A 19182-nucleotide genomic window follows, 5' to 3' on the forward strand; every position below is an offset into this window, starting at 1 on the left:
AGATCCGCATGCGACGTCTCGACATACTATTGGTCGGCCACAGCCTCGCGCTGCGCAACCTGGCCCGGATACTCGACGAGCAGGGCCACGGCACCCTGCTGGCCGGTACACCCTCGGCGCTACGCCAGGCCCTGGCCAGCCATCACTCTCTGGTTCTGGAAGACGGCAGCCTGGTGCTGTGCACCAGTGACTGGGCCCTCCTGGGGGAAACGCCGTTGCTCAGGATCCGCCTGGGCGCCAGCCACGGCGACACCCTGCCACACCTGGAACTGCTGTGCTGGTGCGCCAGTGCCACGGCTGCGCGCCTGATCAGCCGGGTATCATTGGTCGCACCCTCCTCGGGCAATGGCCAGCAACTGCGTGAAGATGCCGTGCGAGCTTTGGAGGGGCAGGTCACCCATCAGGTCGCCTGCCTCGCCCGCGATCCGCAACACCTGAGCGAAACGTGCACCGTCGAGCCTGGCCTACAGATGCGTGAGCACGGCCTGGATTGGCTGCAAACGCTGGCCTACCGTCATCCGTTCAACCGCTCCCAGCGCGCAGACCTGCTGGTATCGAGTGAAGTCGGCTTGATGGAGGGCCTGGAGCAGCCTCTGCGCCAGTACGCGCAGAAACCGGCGCTGAACCGCGATGGCCAGCGCAGCAGCTATCACGACCTGCACGCTCTCGCCGTGACCTTGCAACGGGCACTGTTGCCATTACTGCCTGATCAGGACGATCAGCCTGTGGTGGTGGGCGTGTGTCTGGCCAAGTCGCCGGCACTCTATGCCAGCGTGCTGGCGATATTGGGTTGCGGCGCAATCTACCTGCCACTGGACCCGACGACGCCCACAGAGCGTCGCCAACGTATACTGCAGGACTCCGGGGCGCGGGTACTGCTGCATGACGGCCAGCCACATGCCGGACTGGCCCTGCTGGATGTGCGCACGCTGCAGGCGGCCACTGACAGTTGCCTGCCCTCGCTGGTCCTGCGGCAAGGGACAGCAGAGCGGGCCTGCGTGGCGATCTACACCTCTGGCACCACCGGCCAACCGAAAGGCGTGTTGCTCAGCCAGCGCAACCTCACCCACTTCATCGCCTGGTATCGCGAGCATGTCGCGCTGGATGCGCACAGCCGGGTGCTGCAGTTCTCAACCATCGGCTTCGATGCCTCGCTGCTGGATATCCTGCCGACCTTCGCCTGCGGCGCGGAACTGGTCATTCCCAGCGATGACCAGCGCCGTGATCCGCAGCTACTGGTGCAACTTATCCACAGCCAGGCCGTGAGCCATGCGTTTCTGCCGCCAGCACTGCTGAGCATCCTCCCGCCTGATGAACCGCTTGGCCTGCGCCACCTGATCACCGGAGGCGATGTCTGCGAGCCCCAGGTCATCGCTCGGTACAGCGAACAATGCCGGATGCACAACATCTATGGCCCAACCGAAACCACGGTATTGGCGACTACTCGCATCTGCGCTGCCGGTGACAGTAATCGCAACCTGGGGGTGCCGATCGCCAATACTCAGGTGCTGATCCTGGACGACGATTTGCAGCCGGTCACTCAGGAGACGCCCGGAGAACTGTACATCTGCGGCCCGGGGGTCGGGCTGGGGTATCTCAACAATCCAGAACTGACCGCCGAGCGTTTCATCGCACTCGACTTGCCCGATAGCCGTTCGCTGCGTACCTACCGTACAGGTGACATTGGCAAATGGACCGCACAGGGCATCGAGCTGTGCGGGCGACGCGACAATCAAGTGAAGATCCGTGGATTTCGCGTAGAGCCGGAAGAAATCGAACACTGCCTGCGCAACAGCGGCCTGTATGCACAGATCGCGGTGGTGATCGATGCCCAGCGCCGCGTGCTGGCTTTCGCTGCGCAGCCGACAAGCCATCAGGCCGACACTGCACTGCGTCAGCATGCTGAGCGGCATCTGCCCGACTACATGCGTCCGGGGTTCTATCAGGTGTTGGAGCAGATGCCCTACACCGCTAACGGCAAGGTCGACCGCCTGGCGTTGCGGACGCTGCCACTGACGTTGCCAGCGGCACAGCGAATAGCACCCGGCACACCAACCGAGCAGCGTCTGCTGGGGCTCTGGAGTGAGCTGCTGGAACTGGACCAGGCGGATATTTCCGCCGACGACAGCTTCTTCAGCCTGGGCGGACATTCGATCCTGCTGTCGAGGCTGCTGCTGGAAGTGCGCCAGGCCTTCGGCCGCGGCGTGGCGATCAATCGCTTCATCGAACAGCCGACGCTACAGCGCCTGGGTGCGTTGCTCGACGGTGACGCTGACGCACTGGACAGTTCACTCGAACGCCTGGAGCAGGACGCCAACCGTGACTTGAACCTTCAGGTACTGCCCCTGCAGGCCATGGGAGATGTGCACAAGGTCATCGTCACGGGCGCCAACAGCTTTCTCGGCGTGCATCTGGTTGAAGCACTGCTCGGCTGGGGGGCCACGGAGGTGGCGTGCCTGGTACGTAGCAACGCAACCCAGACGGCCAGTGAACGCTTCAGGCAGGCGCTGACAGACAATCAGCTGAGCCTCGATGATGAGCGCGTGCGGGTATTCGACGCGGACCTGCGCCGGCCTCGGCTGGGGTTGAGCGACGCGGACTACGACGATCTCGACTTGAACTACGGTGCACTGGTGCACAACGCCGCCCAGGTCAATCACGTACTCGACTACCAGGCCCTGGCCAGCGACAACATCGAACCGCTGTTCGAGTGCCTGCGCCTTTGCGAAGGGCGGCGCAAGAAGGTCTTCAACTTCGTCTCGACGCTCTCTGCGTGTAGCGCAATGGACAGCGACGGCCGCGTGCTGGAGCAAGGCCCCGTGTCGACTCCGCCGATCTACATCCGCAACGGCTACAACCTGAGCAAATGGGTCGGCGAACGTATTCTCCAGCGGGCGCGTGAAGCAGGGGTACGGGTAAATCTGTTCCGCCCCGGCAATATCAGCTTCGACAGCCGCAATGGCGTATGCCAGCCCCAGCGCAATCGCTTGATGCTGATGCTCAAGGGCTCACTGCAGCTGGGCCAAGTACCACGACTGGAGATCGATTTCGACCTCATGCCGGTGGACTTCCTTGCCCGCTTCATCGCCTTCCACAGCAGCAGGCACCACCCCGCGCAATGCGTCTTCAACCTGCACAACCCCGAACCGCTGCGTTGGCAAGACTACCTGGCCGCGTTCCGCGAGCAGGGCCACCACTTCGAGCTGGTCGAGGTGGAGCAGTGGCAAGGCCAGTTGAGTCGGGTAGATCGCGACAACGCGCTGTTCGATGTCCTGGGCTTTTACCTCGACGGCTTCGAGGAAGACATCGGCGATATCTCCAGCATCGAGCACGGTAATGCCCGCGAGGGTGTTCGGCGCATGGGCGGCTGCTACCCCGCCAAGGACCCGCAGTTGCTGCGTCGCGGCTGCCGCTACCTGAGCGCTATCGGCTTTCTCTGATCCCTTCGATTCATCCACAACAGGAGCAACATCGCATGCAAACACTCAAACCCGACACGCTGATCCGTAATCCACAAGGCTGCCTGGTGGTATCCAGCGTGGACATTGCAGCTCCGGCGGAGGCGGTATGGAACATCGTTGGCAACTTCGCTGGCTTCCCGGTGTTCATCCCCGCTTTGGCCCACATCGACATGACTGGGAGCGGCGTACGTTCGGTGCGCAAGAAACTGTTCAAGGACGGCAATGTGGTCATCGAGCAGTTGAACTCGCGAGACGAGCAGACAATGCAGATGACATGGAGCCTGATCTACACCAGCCTGAATATCGGCAACCTGTGGGCTGCGATGCAGGTCGAGGCGCTGGATGCGCATCGCAGCCGTGCGGTCTGGACTATCCAGGCCGAACCTTGGGAAGGCGGCCCGGAGGCATTGCCAGGCTTCCAGGCATTTCTCCAGGGCTTTGCCGATGAGGCGATGGCGAACGTGCGCAATCTGCTGAGCTGAAGGCGGATAACCCAGGCCGCTGTTGTGGGAAGTGCGCTGACCACAGCAGCGGTTTTTCATGGACGCCAGAAAGACAAAACCCCTACCTGCTCACGCAGATAGGGGTTTTGCGAAATGAATCTTGACGATGACCTACTCTCACATGGGGAAACCCCACACTACCATCGGCGATGCATCGTTTCACTGCTGAGTTCGGGATGGGATCAGGTGGTTCCAATGCTCTATGGTCGTCAAGAAATTCTGTGTGCTGGCCCGTCTCAAGGACGTGCCTGCGAATCTCTGTACTCTCTACTTAAAGACAAAACCCCTACCTGCTCGCGCAGATAGGGGTTTTGCGAAATGAATCTTGACGATGACCTACTCTCACATGGGGAAACCCCACACTACCATCGGCGATGCATCGTTTCACTGCTGAGTTCGGGATGGGATCAGGTGGTTCCAATGCTCTATGGTCGTCAAGAAATTCGGTTGCCAGTGCGTCTTTGCAGACACGCCAGCCAATTCGGATATGTGATCTTTGTGAGTCGCTTCGAACTTTCGGTTCGTTTCGTCTTCACCACCGCAATCTGCAAAGCAAATTGCTTGGGTGTTATATGGTCAAGCCTCACGGGCAATTAGTATTGGTTAGCTCAACGCCTCACAGCGCTTACACACCCAACCTATCAACGTCGTAGTCTTCGACGGCCCTTTAGGGGATTCAAGATCCCAGTGAGATCTCATCTTGAGGCAAGTTTCCCGCTTAGATGCTTTCAGCGGTTATCTCTTCCGAACATAGCTACCCGGCAATGCCACTGGCGTGACAACCGGAACACCAGAGGTTCGTCCACTCCGGTCCTCTCGTACTAGGAGCAGCCCCTCTCAAATCTCAAACGTCCACGGCAGATAGGGACCGAACTGTCTCACGACGTTCTAAACCCAGCTCGCGTACCACTTTAAATGGCGAACAGCCATACCCTTGGGACCGGCTTCAGCCCCAGGATGTGATGAGCCGACATCGAGGTGCCAAACACCGCCGTCGATATGAACTCTTGGGCGGTATCAGCCTGTTATCCCCGGAGTACCTTTTATCCGTTGAGCGATGGCCCTTCCATACAGAACCACCGGATCACTAAGACCTACTTTCGTACCTGCTCGACGTGTGTGTCTCGCAGTCAAGCGCGCTTTTGCCTTTATACTCTACGACCGATTTCCGACCGGTCTGAGCGCACCTTCGTACTCCTCCGTTACTCTTTGGGAGGAGACCGCCCCAGTCAAACTACCCACCATACACTGTCCTCGATCCGGATTACGGACCTGAGTTAGAACCTCAAGGTTGCCAGGGTGGTATTTCAAGGATGGCTCCATGAGAACTGGCGTCCCCACTTCAAAGCCTCCCACCTATCCTACACAAGCAAGCTCAAAGTCCAGTGCAAAGCTATAGTAAAGGTTCACGGGGTCTTTCCGTCTAGCCGCGGATACACTGCATCTTCACAGCGATTTCAATTTCACTGAGTCTCGGGTGGAGACAGCGCCGCCATCGTTACGCCATTCGTGCAGGTCGGAACTTACCCGACAAGGAATTTCGCTACCTTAGGACCGTTATAGTTACGGCCGCCGTTTACCGGGGCTTCGATCAAGAGCTTCGCTTGCGCTAACCCCATCAATTAACCTTCCGGCACCGGGCAGGCGTCACACCCTATACGTCCACTTTCGTGTTTGCAGAGTGCTGTGTTTTTAATAAACAGTCGCAGCGGCCTGGTATCTTCGACCGGCATGGGCTTACGGAGCAAGTCCTTCACCCTCGCCGGCGCACCTTCTCCCGAAGTTACGGTGCCATTTTGCCTAGTTCCTTCACCCGAGTTCTCTCAAGCGCCTTGGTATTCTCTACCTAACCACCTGTGTCGGTTTGGGGTACGGTTCCCAGTTATCTGAAGCTTAGGAGCTTTTCTTGGAAGCATGGTATCAACCACTTCGCACTCTAAAGAGCGCTCGTCATCAGCTCTCGGCCTTGAAATCCCGGATTTGCCTAAGATTTCAGCCTACCACCTTAAACCTGGACAACCAACGCCAGGCTGGCCTAACCTTCTCCGTCCCTCCATCGCAATAACTGGAAGTACAGGAATATTAACCTGTTTTCCATCGACTACGCTTTTCAGCCTCGCCTTAGGGACCGACTAACCCTGCGTCGATTAACGTTGCGCAGGAAACCTTGGTCTTTCGGCGTGCGAGTTTTTCACTCGCATTGTCGTTACTCATGTCAGCATTCGCACTTCTGATACCTCCAGCAAGCTTCTCAACTCACCTTCACAGGCTTACAGAACGCTCCTCTACCGCATCACCAAAGGTGATACCCGTAGCTTCGGTGCATGGTTTGAGCCCCGTTACATCTTCCGCGCAGGCCGACTCGACTAGTGAGCTATTACGCTTTCTTTAAAGGGTGGCTGCTTCTAAGCCAACCTCCTAGCTGTCTAAGCCTTCCCACATCGTTTCCCACTTAACCATGACTTTGGGACCTTAGCTGACGGTCTGGGTTGTTTCCCTTTTCACGACGGACGTTAGCACCCGCCGTGTGTCTCCCATGCTCGGCACTTGCTGGTATTCGGAGTTTGCATCGGTTTGGTAAGTCGGGATGACCCCCTAGCCGAAACAGTGCTCTACCCCCAGCAGTGATACATGAGGCGCTACCTAAATAGCTTTCGAGGAGAACCAGCTATCTCCGAGCTTGATTAGCCTTTCACTCCGATCCACAGGTCATCCGCTAACTTTTCAACGGTAGTCGGTTCGGTCCTCCAGTCAGTGTTACCTAACCTTCAACCTGCCCATGGATAGATCGCCCGGTTTCGGGTCTATACCCAGCGACTAAAGCGCCCTATTAAGACTCGCTTTCGCTACGCCTCCCCTATTCGGTTAAGCTCGCCACTGAATATAAGTCGCTGACCCATTATACAAAAGGTACGCAGTCACCTAACAAAGTAGGCTCCCACTGCTTGTACGCATACGGTTTCAGGTTCTATTTCACTCCCCTCTCCGGGGTTCTTTTCGCCTTTCCCTCACGGTACTGGTTCACTATCGGTCAGTCAGTAGTATTTAGCCTTGGAGGATGGTCCCCCCATGTTCAGACAAAGTTTCTCGTGCTCCGTCCTACTCGATTTCACTGGCAAGAGATTTTCGTGTACGGGGCTATCACCCACTATGGCCGCACTTTCCAGAGCGTTCCACTAATCTCAAACCAGCTTAAGGGCTGGTCCCCGTTCGCTCGCCACTACTAAGGGAATCTCGGTTGATTTCTTTTCCTCAGGGTACTTAGATGTTTCAGTTCCCCTGGTTCGCCTCTTGTACCTATGTATTCAGTACAAGATACTCAGCTTGTGCTGAGTGGGTTCCCCCATTCAGAGATCTCTGGATCACAGTCTGTTTGCCGACTCCCCAAAGCTTATCGCAGGCTACCACGTCTTTCATCGCCTCTGACTGCCAAGGCATCCACCGTATGCGCTTCTTCACTTGACCATATAACCCCAAGCAATCTGGTTATACTGTGAAGACAACATTCGCCGAAAATTCGTGAGAACTCACAAATTTTACCTTAGCCTGAACTACCAGCAGTGAAACTGGCATTCAGTCTATTTCTATCACATATCCGAATTTTTAAAGAACGATCTGACAAAAGTCAGAAATCAACATTCATTACCGAATGTTCATTTCTAAGTTCTGAACAGTGCTGCATCATGAAGAGTGGTGGAGCCAAGCGGGATCGAACCGCTGACCTCCTGCGTGCAAGGCAGGCGCTCTCCCATCTGAGCTATGGCCCCGTTTTGTCCTAGGCCGCACCATGTAATGGTAGGTCTGGGCAGATTTGAACTGCCGACCTCACCCTTATCAGGGGTGCGCTCTAACCAACTGAGCTACAGACCTATAACAGGGTCGCGTTACAGCATCGTCTTTTACAATGAATCAAGCAATTCGTGTGGGAGCTCATCAGCAGGCTGATGTCTTCGATTAAGGAGGTGATCCAGCCGCAGGTTCCCCTACGGCTACCTTGTTACGACTTCACCCCAGTCATGAATCACACCGTGGTAACCGTCCTCCCGAAGGTTAGACTAGCTACTTCTGGTGCAACCCACTCCCATGGTGTGACGGGCGGTGTGTACAAGGCCCGGGAACGTATTCACCGCGACATTCTGATTCGCGATTACTAGCGATTCCGACTTCACGCAGTCGAGTTGCAGACTGCGATCCGGACTACGATCGGTTTTGTGAGATTAGCTCCACCTCGCGGCTTGGCAACCCTCTGTACCGACCATTGTAGCACGTGTGTAGCCCAGGCCGTAAGGGCCATGATGACTTGACGTCATCCCCACCTTCCTCCGGTTTGTCACCGGCAGTCTCCTTAGAGTGCCCACCATAACGTGCTGGTAACTAAGGACAAGGGTTGCGCTCGTTACGGGACTTAACCCAACATCTCACGACACGAGCTGACGACAGCCATGCAGCACCTGTGTCAGAGTTCCCGAAGGCACCCATCCATCTCTGGAAAGTTCTCTGCATGTCAAGGCCTGGTAAGGTTCTTCGCGTTGCTTCGAATTAAACCACATGCTCCACCGCTTGTGCGGGCCCCCGTCAATTCATTTGAGTTTTAACCTTGCGGCCGTACTCCCCAGGCGGTCAACTTAATGCGTTAGCTGCGCCACTAAAATCTCAAGGATTCCAACGGCTAGTTGACATCGTTTACGGCGTGGACTACCAGGGTATCTAATCCTGTTTGCTCCCCACGCTTTCGCACCTCAGTGTCAGTATCAGTCCAGGTGGTCGCCTTCGCCACTGGTGTTCCTTCCTATATCTACGCATTTCACCGCTACACAGGAAATTCCACCACCCTCTACCATACTCTAGCTCGCCAGTTTTGGATGCAGTTCCCAGGTTGAGCCCGGGGCTTTCACATCCAACTTAACGAACCACCTACGCGCGCTTTACGCCCAGTAATTCCGATTAACGCTTGCACCCTCTGTATTACCGCGGCTGCTGGCACAGAGTTAGCCGGTGCTTATTCTGTCGGTAACGTCAAAACAGCAAGGTATTAACTTACTGCCCTTCCTCCCAACTTAAAGTGCTTTACAATCCGAAGACCTTCTTCACACACGCGGCATGGCTGGATCAGGCTTTCGCCCATTGTCCAATATTCCCCACTGCTGCCTCCCGTAGGAGTCTGGACCGTGTCTCAGTTCCAGTGTGACTGATCATCCTCTCAGACCAGTTACGGATCGTCGCCTTGGTGAGCCATTACCTCACCAACTAGCTAATCCGACCTAGGCTCATCTGATAGCGCAAGGCCCGAAGGTCCCCTGCTTTCTCCCGTAGGACGTATGCGGTATTAGCGTTCCTTTCGAAACGTTGTCCCCCACTACCAGGCAGATTCCTAGGCATTACTCACCCGTCCGCCGCTGAATCAAGGAGCAAGCTCCCGTCATCCGCTCGACTTGCATGTGTTAGGCCTGCCGCCAGCGTTCAATCTGAGCCATGATCAAACTCTTCAGTTCAATACTGCTTGGGTTTTTAAGAAACCCTAAACTTGGCTCAGCAATCTCAAATGACTATGTGATTTCTCGCATGGCCACTTGTGATGCTGATAATCTTGGCGACTATCAGTCCGTACTCACAAGCACCCACACGAATTGCTTGATTCGATTTGTTAAAGAGCGTTTGGTTAAGAGCCTTTCGTCTCAACCGAGGCGCGCATTCTACGCTTTCCTCATTGGCTGTCAAGCGTTTATTTTGAAGTTTTTTCCGAGAAACTCGTTTAGCTTCAAACACTTGACTCGCTGCGATCTCTCGTAGCGGGAGGCGAATCATACAGCACTCGAAGATGCTGTCAACTGCCTTTTTCACCGCTGCCGATCAGGTGATCGAAGCCCTTCACGCTTCACCGAACTCGCCTAACCCGCTGATTAACAAGGAGTTTTGCGTTCCGTTTGCTGCGGAAGTGGGGCGCATTATAAGGGGATCTGAGAGGGCGTCAACCTTTTATTTCAAGAATCTTTCAGATCGCTGAAAACACAGCGGGGAGGCCTGCCGGCCTCCCCGCTTCTCTATATAGCTGAGACGCTGTCACAGCACCCCTGCAGAACGCAGCACCTGAACAGCCGCTACATCCAATCCCAAGACATCCCTCAGCACCGCCTCGGTATGCTCCCCGAGCAAAGGTGGGGCCCGACGATACTCCACGGGCGTCTCCGACAACCTGATCGGGCTCGCCACCTGAGGCACACTGCCCGCCAGCGGATGAGGAACATCCACCTTCAAGCCGCGCGCCACGACCTGCGGATCCTGGAACATCTGCGCCAGGTCGTTGATCGGCCCGCACGGCACTCCAGCCCTTTCCAGCTCCGCCACCCACTCGGCAGTGGTCTTGAACACCGTCGCCTGTCGAATCAGAGGAATAAGCTCCGCCCGATGCGCAACCCGCTGCTTGTTGGTGGCAAAGCGCGGATCATCTGCCCACTGCGGCTGACCGGCCACTTCCGCGAACTTGCGGAACTGCCCGTCGTTACCCACCGTAAGGATGAAGTCACCATCGGCCGTCGGGAAGTCCTGGTAAGGCACGATGTTGGGATGCGCATTACCCAGGCGCTTGGGTGGTGTGCCCGTGGTCAGGTAGTTCATTGCCTGGTTGGCAAGGCACGCCACCTGCACATCCAGCAGAGCCATATCGATATGCTGGCCCTCCCCCGACTGATCGCGATGCGCCAGCGCTGCAAGGATCGCCACCGTAGAATAAAGCCCGGTGAGGATGTCAGTCAGCGCCACTCCCACCTTCATGGGCCCGGCACCCTGCTCACCCTCAGGCCGCCCGGTCAGACTCATCAATCCGCCCAGCCCCTGGATCATGAAATCGTAGCCCGCGCGCTTGGCATAGGGCCCAGTCTGTCCAAAGCCAGTGATCGAACAATAGATAAGCCTTGGATTGACCGCCTTCAGGCGTTCGTAGTCCAGCCCATAGCTCGCCAGCCCGCCCACCTTGAAGTTCTCGATGACGATATCCGACTTTGCCGCCAGTTCACGCACCAGGCGCTGACCTTCGGGCTGGGTGAAGTCGATAGTCACCGAACGCTTGTTCCGGTTGGCCGACAGATAGTAGGCCGCCTCGCTGGTGTTCTCGCCTCGGGCGTCCCGCAGGAAGGGCGGGCCCCACGCCCGGGTGTCATCGCCGCTATCCGGGCGCTCGACCTTGATCACGTCAGCCCCGAGGTCGGCGAGAATCTGGCCGGACCACGGCCCGGCCAACACACGCGACAGGTCCAGCACCCGCAGATGTGACAGTGCTCCCATGGCCGCGCCCTCTATTAATAGAACGCCTGAATGCCGGTCTGTGCGCGGCCGAGGATCAACGCATGGATGTCATGCGTCCCTTCATAGGTGTTGACCACCTCGAGGTTGACCAGGTGACGCGCCACCCCGAACTCGTCGGAGATCCCGTTACCGCCGAGCATGTCGCGCGCCAGACGGGCGATATCCAGGGCCTTGCCGCAGGAGTTGCGCTTCATGATCGAGGTGATCTCCACCGCCGCAGTGCCCTCGTCCTTCATCCGCCCCAGCCGCAGGCAGCCTTGCAGCCCCAAGGTGATCTCGGTCTGCATGTCGGCGAGTTTCTTCTGGATCAGTTGGTTGGCGGCCAGAGGGCGACCGAACTGCTTGCGGTCCAGGGTGTACTGGCGTGCAGTGTGCCAGCAAGCCTCCGCCGCACCCAGCGCGCCCCAGGAAATGCCATAGCGCGCCGAGTTCAAACAGGTGAACGGGCCTTTCAAACCACGGACCTCAGGGAAGATGTTCTCTTCCGGCACGAACACGCCGTCCATGACGATCTCACCGGTGATCGACGCACGCAGGCCAACCTTGCCATGAATGGCTGGAGCGCTCAGACCCTTCCATCCCTTTTCCAGAATGAAGCCACGAATATCGTCGGCATCGTCCTTCGCCCAGACCACGAACACATCGGCGATCGGGCTGTTGGTGATCCACATTTTGCTGCCCGTCAGGCTGTAGCCACCCTCGACCTTGCGAGCACGGGTGATCATCGCGCCAGGGTCGGAGCCGTGATTGGGTTCGGTCAAACCGAAGCAACCGATCCATTCCCCACTGGCCAGCTTGGGCAGGTACTTCTGCTTCTGCGCCTCACTGCCGAACTCGTTGATCGGCACCATGACCAGCGAAGACTGCACACTCATCATCGAGCGGTAGCCCGAGTCGATCCGCTCCACTTCACGGGCGATCAACCCATAGCACACATAGTTGAGACCACTGCCACCATACTCCGCCGGAATGGTCGCCCCCAGCAGGCCGACCTCGCCCATCTCACGGAAGATCGCCGGATCGGTCTGTTCGTGACGGAACGCCTCGATCACCCGCGGAGCAAGCTTGTCCTGGGCGAACTGATAAGCGCTGTCACGCACCATGCGCTCCTCTTCAGTGAGCTGCTGATCCAGCAGCAGCGGATCGATCCAGTTGAAGCTTGCTTTACCGGCCATGGGCAGAGTCCTCGAAAGGTATGTGACGAAATTTCTTGTTGCCTTGATCCTAGGCCGGAACCTGTCGGCGGACAAACGAGGATTGCGCACCTATTAGTGCTATTTTCTCACTCCGTAATAAGCGAAATCCCTATCCAACGCCTCTTATAAGTGAGAATGACGTACATGCGGCGCAAGATCCCCAGCACCACCGCCCTGGTCTGCTTCGAGGCGGCCGCCCGCCACGAGAGCTTTACCAAGGCCGCCCAGGAACTGGCGCTGACCCAAGGTGCCGTCTGTCGGCAAATCGGTGGCCTGGAGGGCTTTCTCAATGTGGAGCTTTTCCGACGCTCGCGCCGGGGGGTGAAGCTGACCGAGGCTGGCCTGTCGTACAGCCGCCAGGTCTCGGCGCAATTGGACGCGGTGGAACGGGATACCCTGTCGGTGATGCGCCAGCAGGGCGCCAACGTCATCGAACTGGCCGTAGTGCCGACCTTCGGCACCCAGTGGCTGCTCCCCCGTCTGAAGGACTTCCAGCAACGCCACCCGGAGGTAACGGTCAACCTCACCAACCGCACGCGGCCTTTCCTGTTCGCCGACACCACCTTCGATGCCGCCATCTACTTCGGCGACGCCGACTGGTCTGGCACCCAGTCACATCGCCTGATGGGTGAAAATCCGGTGCCGGTGTGCAGCCCGCAATGGCTCGACGGACGAGACGCACTAGACGCCAGATTCATCGCCGAGCTGCCATTGCTGCAGCAGACCACCCGCCCCTACGCCTGGCGGCAGTGGTTCGACAGCCTGGGCATGAGCGTGGAACGCGACATGAACGGCCCGCGCTACGAGCTGTTTTCCATGCTGGGCCAGGCGGCAATGCACGAAATGGGCATAGCCTTGATCCCGCCGTTCCTCATCCAGCGCGAGCTGGCGGAGGGCCGACTGGTGGTCGCAAACAAGCATGCCCTGTCGAGCGACAAGGCCTACTATCTGATGATTCCCGAGCGCAAGGTGGAGTCAGCTTCGCTGCGCGCCTTCCGCGACTGGCTGGTGATTCAGGCGCGCGACTACGCCGCAAGCGCATGAAACCCAAAAGCTGACTTCGTAGTCAATTATTTTAAACACCTACAGATATATGGATTTGTCGCAAATCCATAAACTGTTCCATTAGCGAAAAAAACCGTATCAACCCTAGTAACCGCGAGGGTTTGCCGCTGTTTTTACGACATCCAGCAAACTACGGACGAAAACCGCCAAAAATTTTCGATTTTTTCTCCTAAGCTCCCAATAGCGCGTTCTTGACGGCCTGGATGCGGACGGTTGCGACAAGTGGTCACAGGGTGACTTGTAGTTTTAACTTCGTTTCGCTCCAGAACCGGTTGAAGCACCTGCGGTTCGTCTGCAAAATGCCTCGCCCGCCCCGGAACCGGCGGTATGCATTGCTCAACGACCGCTCCAGCAGCACCACCCGAAGTGCGCTGGAATCAACAATGACAAGGTCACCGCAGGAGACAAAGTCGTGCACATTGGTGTTCCTCTAGAGACGCAGACGGGTGAGGCGAGGGTTGCCGCGACCCCGGAAACCATCAAGAAACTGGTCGGCCAGGGCCATCAGGTCACTGTCGAACGGGGCGCCGGGCTCAAAGCCAGCATCCCGGACAGCGCCTATGAGGCCGCAGGTGCTTCCTTGGGTGACGCTGGCGATGCCTTGGGCGCGCAGTTGGTGCTCAAGGTGGTGGCGCCCAGCGACCAGGAACTGGCCCGGATCAATCCCGGCAGTATCCTGGTGGGCATGCTCAACCCCTTCAACAGCGAGCTCATCGCCAGGATGGCCGAACACGGCATCACCGCCTTCGCCCTTGAAGCCGCTCCGCGCACCTCGCGCGCGCAAAGCCTGGACGTGTTGTCATCGCAGGCCAACATCGCCGGCTACAAGGCCGTGCTGCTTGCGGCGCATCACTATCCGCGCTTCATGCCCATGCTGATGACCGCTGCGGGCACCGTGAAAGCCGCTCGCGTGCTGATTCTCGGTGCCGGTGTCGCCGGCCTGCAGGCCATCGCCACGGCCAAGCGCCTCGGGGCAGTGATCGAGGCGTCGGACGTACGGCCCGCAGTGAAAGAACAGATCGAATCCCTTGGCGCCAAGTTCATCGACGTCCCCTATGAGACCGACGAAGAACGCGAGTGCGCCGAAGGCGTAGGCGGTTACGCCCGCCCGATGCCGGCCAGCTGGATGCAACGCCAGGCCCAGGCGGTGCACGAACGCGCGAAGCAGGCCGACATCGTCATCACCACCGCACTGATCCCCGGCCGCAAGGCACCGACGCTGCTCAGCGCCGAGACCGTGGCGCAGATGAAACCCGGCTCGGTCGTCATCGACCTCGCGGCGGCCCAAGGCGGCAACTGCCCGCTCACGGTGGCCGATCAGGTAGTGCTGGCACACGGCGTGACCATCGTCGGCCCGACCAACCTGCCCGCCCAGCTGGCTGCCGACGCCTCTGCGCTGTACGCACGCAACCTGCTGGACTTCATGAAGCTGCTGTTCGACAAGGACGGCGCGCTGGTGATCAACCTGGAAGACGACATCGTCGCCGCGTGCCTGATGTGCCGCGACGGCCAGGTCGTGCGCAAGAACGGCTGAGGAGCACGACAATGGAAGACATGCTGATTTCCCACGGAATCTACAACCTGATCATCTTTGTGCTGGCCATCTACGTTGGCTACCACGTGGTCTGGAACGTTACCCCGGCGCTGCACACCCCGCTGATGGCGGTGACCAACGCGATTTCCGCGATCGTCATCGTCGGCGCGATGCTCGCCGCAGCGCTGACGGTCACCCCGGCCGGCAAGCTGATGGGCACCCTTGCCGTGGCCCTGGCCGCGGTCAATGTGTTCGGGGGCTTCCTGGTCACCCGCCGCATGCTGGAAATGTTCAAGAAGAAAACCAAGAACGAGGGGCAGAAGTAAGCATGAGCATGAATCTGGTCACCCTTCTCTACCTGGTCGCCTCGGTCTGCTTCATCCAGGCTCTCAAAGGCCTGTCGCACCCGACCACCTCCCGGCGCGGCAACCTGTTCGGCATGATCGGCATGGGCATCGCCATGCTCACCACCATCGGCCTCATCTATAAGCTCGCTGCACTCTCGGTCGGTAGCGGCGGCGCCACCGCGGGTATCGGCTATGTCCTCGTCGGCCTGCTGATCGGCGGCAGCGCCGGGTCGATCATGGCCAAGCGCGTCGAGATGACCAAGATGCCAGAGCTGGTCGCTTTCATGCACAGCATGATCGGCCTGGCAGCGGTGTTCATCGCCATCGCCGCGGTGCTCGAGCCCCAATCACTGGGCATCGTTGCCAGCATCAGCGACCCGATCCCCACCGGCAATCGCCTGGAGCTGTTCCTCGGCGCAGCCATTGGCGCGATCACCTTCTCCGGCTCCGTGATCGCCTTCGGCAAGCTGTCGGGCAAGTACAAGTTTCGCCTGTTCCAGGGCGCACCCGTACAGTTCGCCGGCCAGCACAAGCTGAACCTGATCCTTGGCATCACCACCCTCGCCCTGGGCTTGCTGTTCACCTTCACCGGACACTACAGCGCCTTCACCCTGATGCTGGTCCTCGCCTTCGTCATGGGTGTGCTGATCATCATCCCGATCGGCGGCGCCGACATGCCGGTGGTGGTGTCGATGCTCAACAGCTACTCGGGCTGGGCCGCGGCAGGCATTGGCTTCTCGCTGAACAACTCGATGCTGATCATCGCCGGCTCCCTGGTCGGCTCCAGCGGTGCAATCCTCTCGTACATCATGTGCAAGGCGATGAACCGCTCGTTCTTCAACGTCATCCTCGGCGGCTTCGGTGGCGACACCGATAGCGGCGCGGCGGCCGGCACGAAAGAACAACGCCCGGTGAAATCCGGTTCGGCCGACGATGCAACCTTCCTGCTGAGCAATGCCGACAGCGTGATCATCGTTCCCGGCTACGGCCTCGCGGTGGCCCGCGCCCAGCACGCCCTGAAAGAGCTGACCGAGAAGCTGACCCACAACGGTGTAACCGTGAAGTATGCGATTCACCCGGTGGCGGGGCGCATGCCCGGGCACATGAACGTACTGCTGGCCGAAGCAGAGGTCCCGTACGATCAGGTGTTCGAAATGGAGGACATCAACGCCGAGTTCGGCCAGGCCGACGTTGTGCTGGTGCTGGGCGCCAACGATGTGGTCAACCCCGCAGCGAAGAACGATCCCAAGTCGCCGATTGCCGGCATGCCGATCCTCGAAGCCTTCAAGGCCAAGACCATCATCGTCAACAAGCGCTCCATGGCCAGCGGTTATGCGGGCCTGGACAATGAACTGTTCTATCTGGACAAGACCATGATGGTGTTCGGTGACGCCAAGAAAGTCATCGAGGACATGGTCAAGGCCGTGGAGTAGTCCTTTTCCGAGCTGGACGACACTGTTTTAGAAGGCCCCGGGAAGATTCTTCCTGGGGCCTTGTCGTTTTGCTGATCCAGATCAACGGCTCTATTTCCAGGCTCCTCATACGACCATGGTCGCGGGACGGCATCGGGCTAAATCTCTAGACTGCGCTGCAGTAGCCCAAGTAGCCCGAGATAACAATCCATGTACCGTGATCGTATCCGCTTGTCCTCCCTGCACAGCAAGGTAATGAGTGCGGCCGACGCCGCTGGCCTGATCGAGGATGGCATGACCGTCGGCATGAGCGGCTTCACCCGCGCCGGCGAAGCCAAGGCAGTGCCACACGCCCTGGCCGAACGTGCCAAGCAGTCGCCACTGAAGATCAGCCTGATGACCGGCGCCAGCCTGGGCAACGACCTGGACAAGCAACTGACCGAGGCCGGTGTACTCGCCCGGCGCATGCCCTTCCAGGTGGACAGCACCCTGCGCAAGGCCATCAATGACGGGCAGGTGATGTTCATCGACCAGCACCTGTCGGAAACCGTCGAGCAGTTGCGTAACAAGCAGCTGACCTTGCCGGACATCGCAGTCATCGAAGCGGTTGCGATCACCGAACAGGGCCACATCGTGCCAACCACCTCGGTGGGCAACTCGGCCAGCTTCGCGATCTTCGCCAAGCAGGTCATCGTCGAGATCAACCTGTCGCACAACCCCAACCTCGAAGGGCTGCACGACATCTATATCCCGACCTACCGCCCGACCCGCACGCCGATTCCACTGGTGAAGGTCGATGACCGCATCGGCAGCACCGCGATCCCGATCGATCCAGCGAAGATCGTCGGCATCGTCATCAGCGACCAGCCAGACTCGCCATCCACCGTCCTGCCACCGGATCACGAGACCCAGGCCATCGCCAACCACCTGATCGGCTTCCTCAAGCAGGAAGTTGATGCCGGACGCATGAGCAACAGCCTTGGCCCGCTGCAGGCCGGCATCGGCAGCATCGCCAATGCCGTGATGTGCGGCCTGATCGAATCGCCGTTCGAAGACCTGACCATGTACTCCGAAGTGCTGCAGGACTCGACGTTCGACCTGATCGATGCCGGCAAGCTGCGCTTCGCCTCGGGCAGCTCGATCACCCTGTCGACCCGCCGCAATGCCGACGTATTCGGCAACCTCGAGCGTTACAAGGACAAACTGGTGCTGCGCCCGCAGGAGATTTCCAACCACCCCGAAGTAGTGCGTCGCCTGGGCATCATCGGGATCAACACCGCGCTGGAGTTCGACATCTACGGCAACGTCAACTCCACCCACGTGTGCGGCACGCGGATGATGAACGGTATCGGTGGCTCCGGCGACTTCGCCCGCAACGCCCACCTCGCAGTGTTCGTGACCAAGTCGATCGCCAAGGGTGGTGCGATTTCCAGCGTGGTGCCGATGGTCAGCCATGTCGACCACACCGAGCATGATGTGGACATCCTGGTCACCGAACAGGGCCTGGCCGACCTGCGCGGCCTTGCACCGCGCGAACGCGCCCGGGCGATCATCGACAACTGCGTGCATCCGGACTACCGCGCCGCACTGAACGACTACTTCGACCGCGCCTGCCAGCGAGGCGGGCACACCCCGCATATCCTGCGCGAAGCGCTGAGCTGGCACGAGAATCTGGAAGAAAGCGGGCGGATGCTGGCTGGCTGATCGGCCAGCTGTATCGGTCTTCTGAGCCCATCGCGGGACGAGCCCGCTCCTACAAAAGCAGCTCAGGCCTCTGTGGGAGCGGGCTTGCCCGCGAATGAAACACTGCGATGCATGGCACCGGCTACGCCGGTGTTCGCGGAACAAGCCCCCGATCACGCCTGCTTTGATAAAACAGTTAGACAGTTAGATATATAAAACTGTACTACTGTACCGCTAAAATCCCCGCCTCAATCCCGCCGATATTTTAAAACTCAGCGAAAATGCACTAAAACAGTGCAGACCAGTACAGTTATGCCAATTCGGAGTGCAACAGTAGCGTTTAACAGTTAACTGGCCCATCGCAATACTGGTGAACTGTATCTACTGTTATGGACGACAGAGGAGGATCATTGGCATCAGTTAAATCACTACCTAATCCCGCCACAAGCGGAAGGATGACACATCATGGAACGTACCCTCAGTTCCGGTCTGGTTTTCGAAAACAACGTTGAATCTAAAGCCTCGGCTCCTCTGCGCGCCCTGTCGACCCTGCTGCTGTGGCAGCGTCGCATCGCCAGCCGTCGTCAATTGGCTCGCCTGGATGCCCGCCTGCTGGCCGACGCCGGTATCAGCGAGTCCCAGCGCTACCAAGAGCTGAGCAAGCCTTTCTGGCGCTAAG

At 58.7% G+C, this 19182-nt stretch carries 10 protein-coding genes, 2 tRNA genes and 4 rRNA genes; 8 read left to right on the plus strand and 8 right to left on the minus strand.

Features of this window, described 5'->3' with window-relative positions:
• The first annotated feature begins 8 nt into the window (after nucleotides 1-8).
• Nucleotides 9-3440 carry an amino acid adenylation domain-containing protein gene (locus AB688_RS01515; RefSeq protein ID WP_063541790.1) on the plus strand — a complete coding sequence of 1144 codons (3432 nt, stop codon included), beginning with the start codon at nucleotides 9-11 and terminating at the stop codon, nucleotides 3438-3440.
• Nucleotides 3441-3475: 35 nt separating this feature from the next.
• Nucleotides 3476-3943 (plus strand): SRPBCC family protein, encoded by a 468-nt coding sequence (locus tag AB688_RS01520; RefSeq protein WP_063541792.1) that lies wholly within the window; start codon nucleotides 3476-3478, stop codon nucleotides 3941-3943.
• Between the two features lie 119 nt (nucleotides 3944-4062).
• Here the strand turns inward: AB688_RS01520 and rrf (AB688_RS01525) are convergent.
• The 8 genes from rrf (AB688_RS01525) to AB688_RS01560 form a co-directional block, all read right to left on the minus strand.
• Nucleotides 4063-4178: ribosomal RNA gene (gene rrf / locus AB688_RS01525) — 5S ribosomal RNA — on the minus strand.
• A 109-nt stretch (nucleotides 4179-4287) separates the two neighbouring features.
• A 5S ribosomal RNA gene (rrf, locus tag AB688_RS01530) occupies nucleotides 4288-4403 on the minus strand.
• A 133-nt stretch (nucleotides 4404-4536) separates the two neighbouring features.
• A 23S ribosomal RNA gene (locus AB688_RS01535) occupies nucleotides 4537-7429 on the minus strand.
• 226 nt (nucleotides 7430-7655) lie between these two features.
• Nucleotides 7656-7731, minus strand: a tRNA-Ala gene (locus tag AB688_RS01540).
• A 26-nt stretch (nucleotides 7732-7757) separates the two neighbouring features.
• Nucleotides 7758-7834: transfer RNA gene (locus tag AB688_RS01545), tRNA-Ile, on the minus strand.
• Between the two features lie 85 nt (nucleotides 7835-7919).
• Nucleotides 7920-9456: ribosomal RNA gene (locus AB688_RS01550) — 16S ribosomal RNA — on the minus strand.
• Together the 16S, 23S and 5S rRNA genes with 2 tRNA genes alongside form the textbook arrangement of a ribosomal RNA operon.
• A 568-nt stretch (nucleotides 9457-10024) precedes the next feature.
• On the minus strand, nucleotides 10025-11245 hold the full coding sequence (locus AB688_RS01555; protein WP_063541794.1) for a CaiB/BaiF CoA transferase family protein: 1221 nt from the start codon (nucleotides 11243-11245) through the stop codon (nucleotides 10025-10027).
• Nucleotides 11246-11259: 14 nt separating this feature from the next.
• On the minus strand, nucleotides 11260-12441 hold the full coding sequence (locus tag AB688_RS01560) for an acyl-CoA dehydrogenase (RefSeq protein ID WP_063541796.1): 1182 nt from the start codon (nucleotides 12439-12441) through the stop codon (nucleotides 11260-11262).
• A 165-nt stretch (nucleotides 12442-12606) separates the two neighbouring features.
• Here AB688_RS01560 and AB688_RS01565 point away from each other — a divergent pair, with 165 nt between their 5' ends.
• The 6 genes from AB688_RS01565 to AB688_RS01595 all read left to right on the plus strand — a co-directional run bounded on the left by AB688_RS01565 (nucleotide 12607) and on the right by AB688_RS01595 (nucleotide 19181).
• Complete coding sequence (locus tag AB688_RS01565; RefSeq protein WP_063541798.1) at nucleotides 12607-13506, plus strand: LysR substrate-binding domain-containing protein; 900 nt, start codon at nucleotides 12607-12609, stop codon at nucleotides 13504-13506.
• Between the two features lie 433 nt (nucleotides 13507-13939).
• Nucleotides 13940-15061 carry a Re/Si-specific NAD(P)(+) transhydrogenase subunit alpha gene (locus AB688_RS01575; RefSeq protein ID WP_054894856.1) on the plus strand — a complete coding sequence of 374 codons (1122 nt, stop codon included), beginning with the start codon at nucleotides 13940-13942 and terminating at the stop codon, nucleotides 15059-15061.
• A gap of 11 nt (nucleotides 15062-15072) precedes the next feature.
• A complete protein-coding gene (locus AB688_RS01580; protein ID WP_023378063.1) occupies nucleotides 15073-15387 on the plus strand; it encodes an NAD(P) transhydrogenase subunit alpha in 315 nt (104 codons plus the stop codon).
• Between the two features lie 2 nt (nucleotides 15388-15389).
• Nucleotides 15390-16841 carry an NAD(P)(+) transhydrogenase (Re/Si-specific) subunit beta gene (locus AB688_RS01585; protein ID WP_054894857.1) on the plus strand — a complete coding sequence of 484 codons (1452 nt, stop codon included), beginning with the start codon at nucleotides 15390-15392 and terminating at the stop codon, nucleotides 16839-16841.
• 189 nt (nucleotides 16842-17030) lie between these two features.
• Nucleotides 17031-18524, plus strand: a complete 1494-nt coding sequence (locus AB688_RS01590; protein WP_054894858.1) for an acetyl-CoA hydrolase/transferase family protein — start codon at nucleotides 17031-17033, stop codon at nucleotides 18522-18524.
• A gap of 444 nt (nucleotides 18525-18968) precedes the next feature.
• Nucleotides 18969-19181, plus strand: a complete 213-nt coding sequence (locus AB688_RS01595; RefSeq protein WP_054894859.1) for a DUF1127 domain-containing protein — start codon at nucleotides 18969-18971, stop codon at nucleotides 19179-19181.
• The last annotated feature ends 1 nt before the right edge of the window (nucleotide 19182 follow it).

The organism is Pseudomonas putida (assembly GCF_001636055.1).
GTDB classification, from domain to species: domain Bacteria; phylum Pseudomonadota; class Gammaproteobacteria; order Pseudomonadales; family Pseudomonadaceae; genus Aquipseudomonas; species Aquipseudomonas machongensis.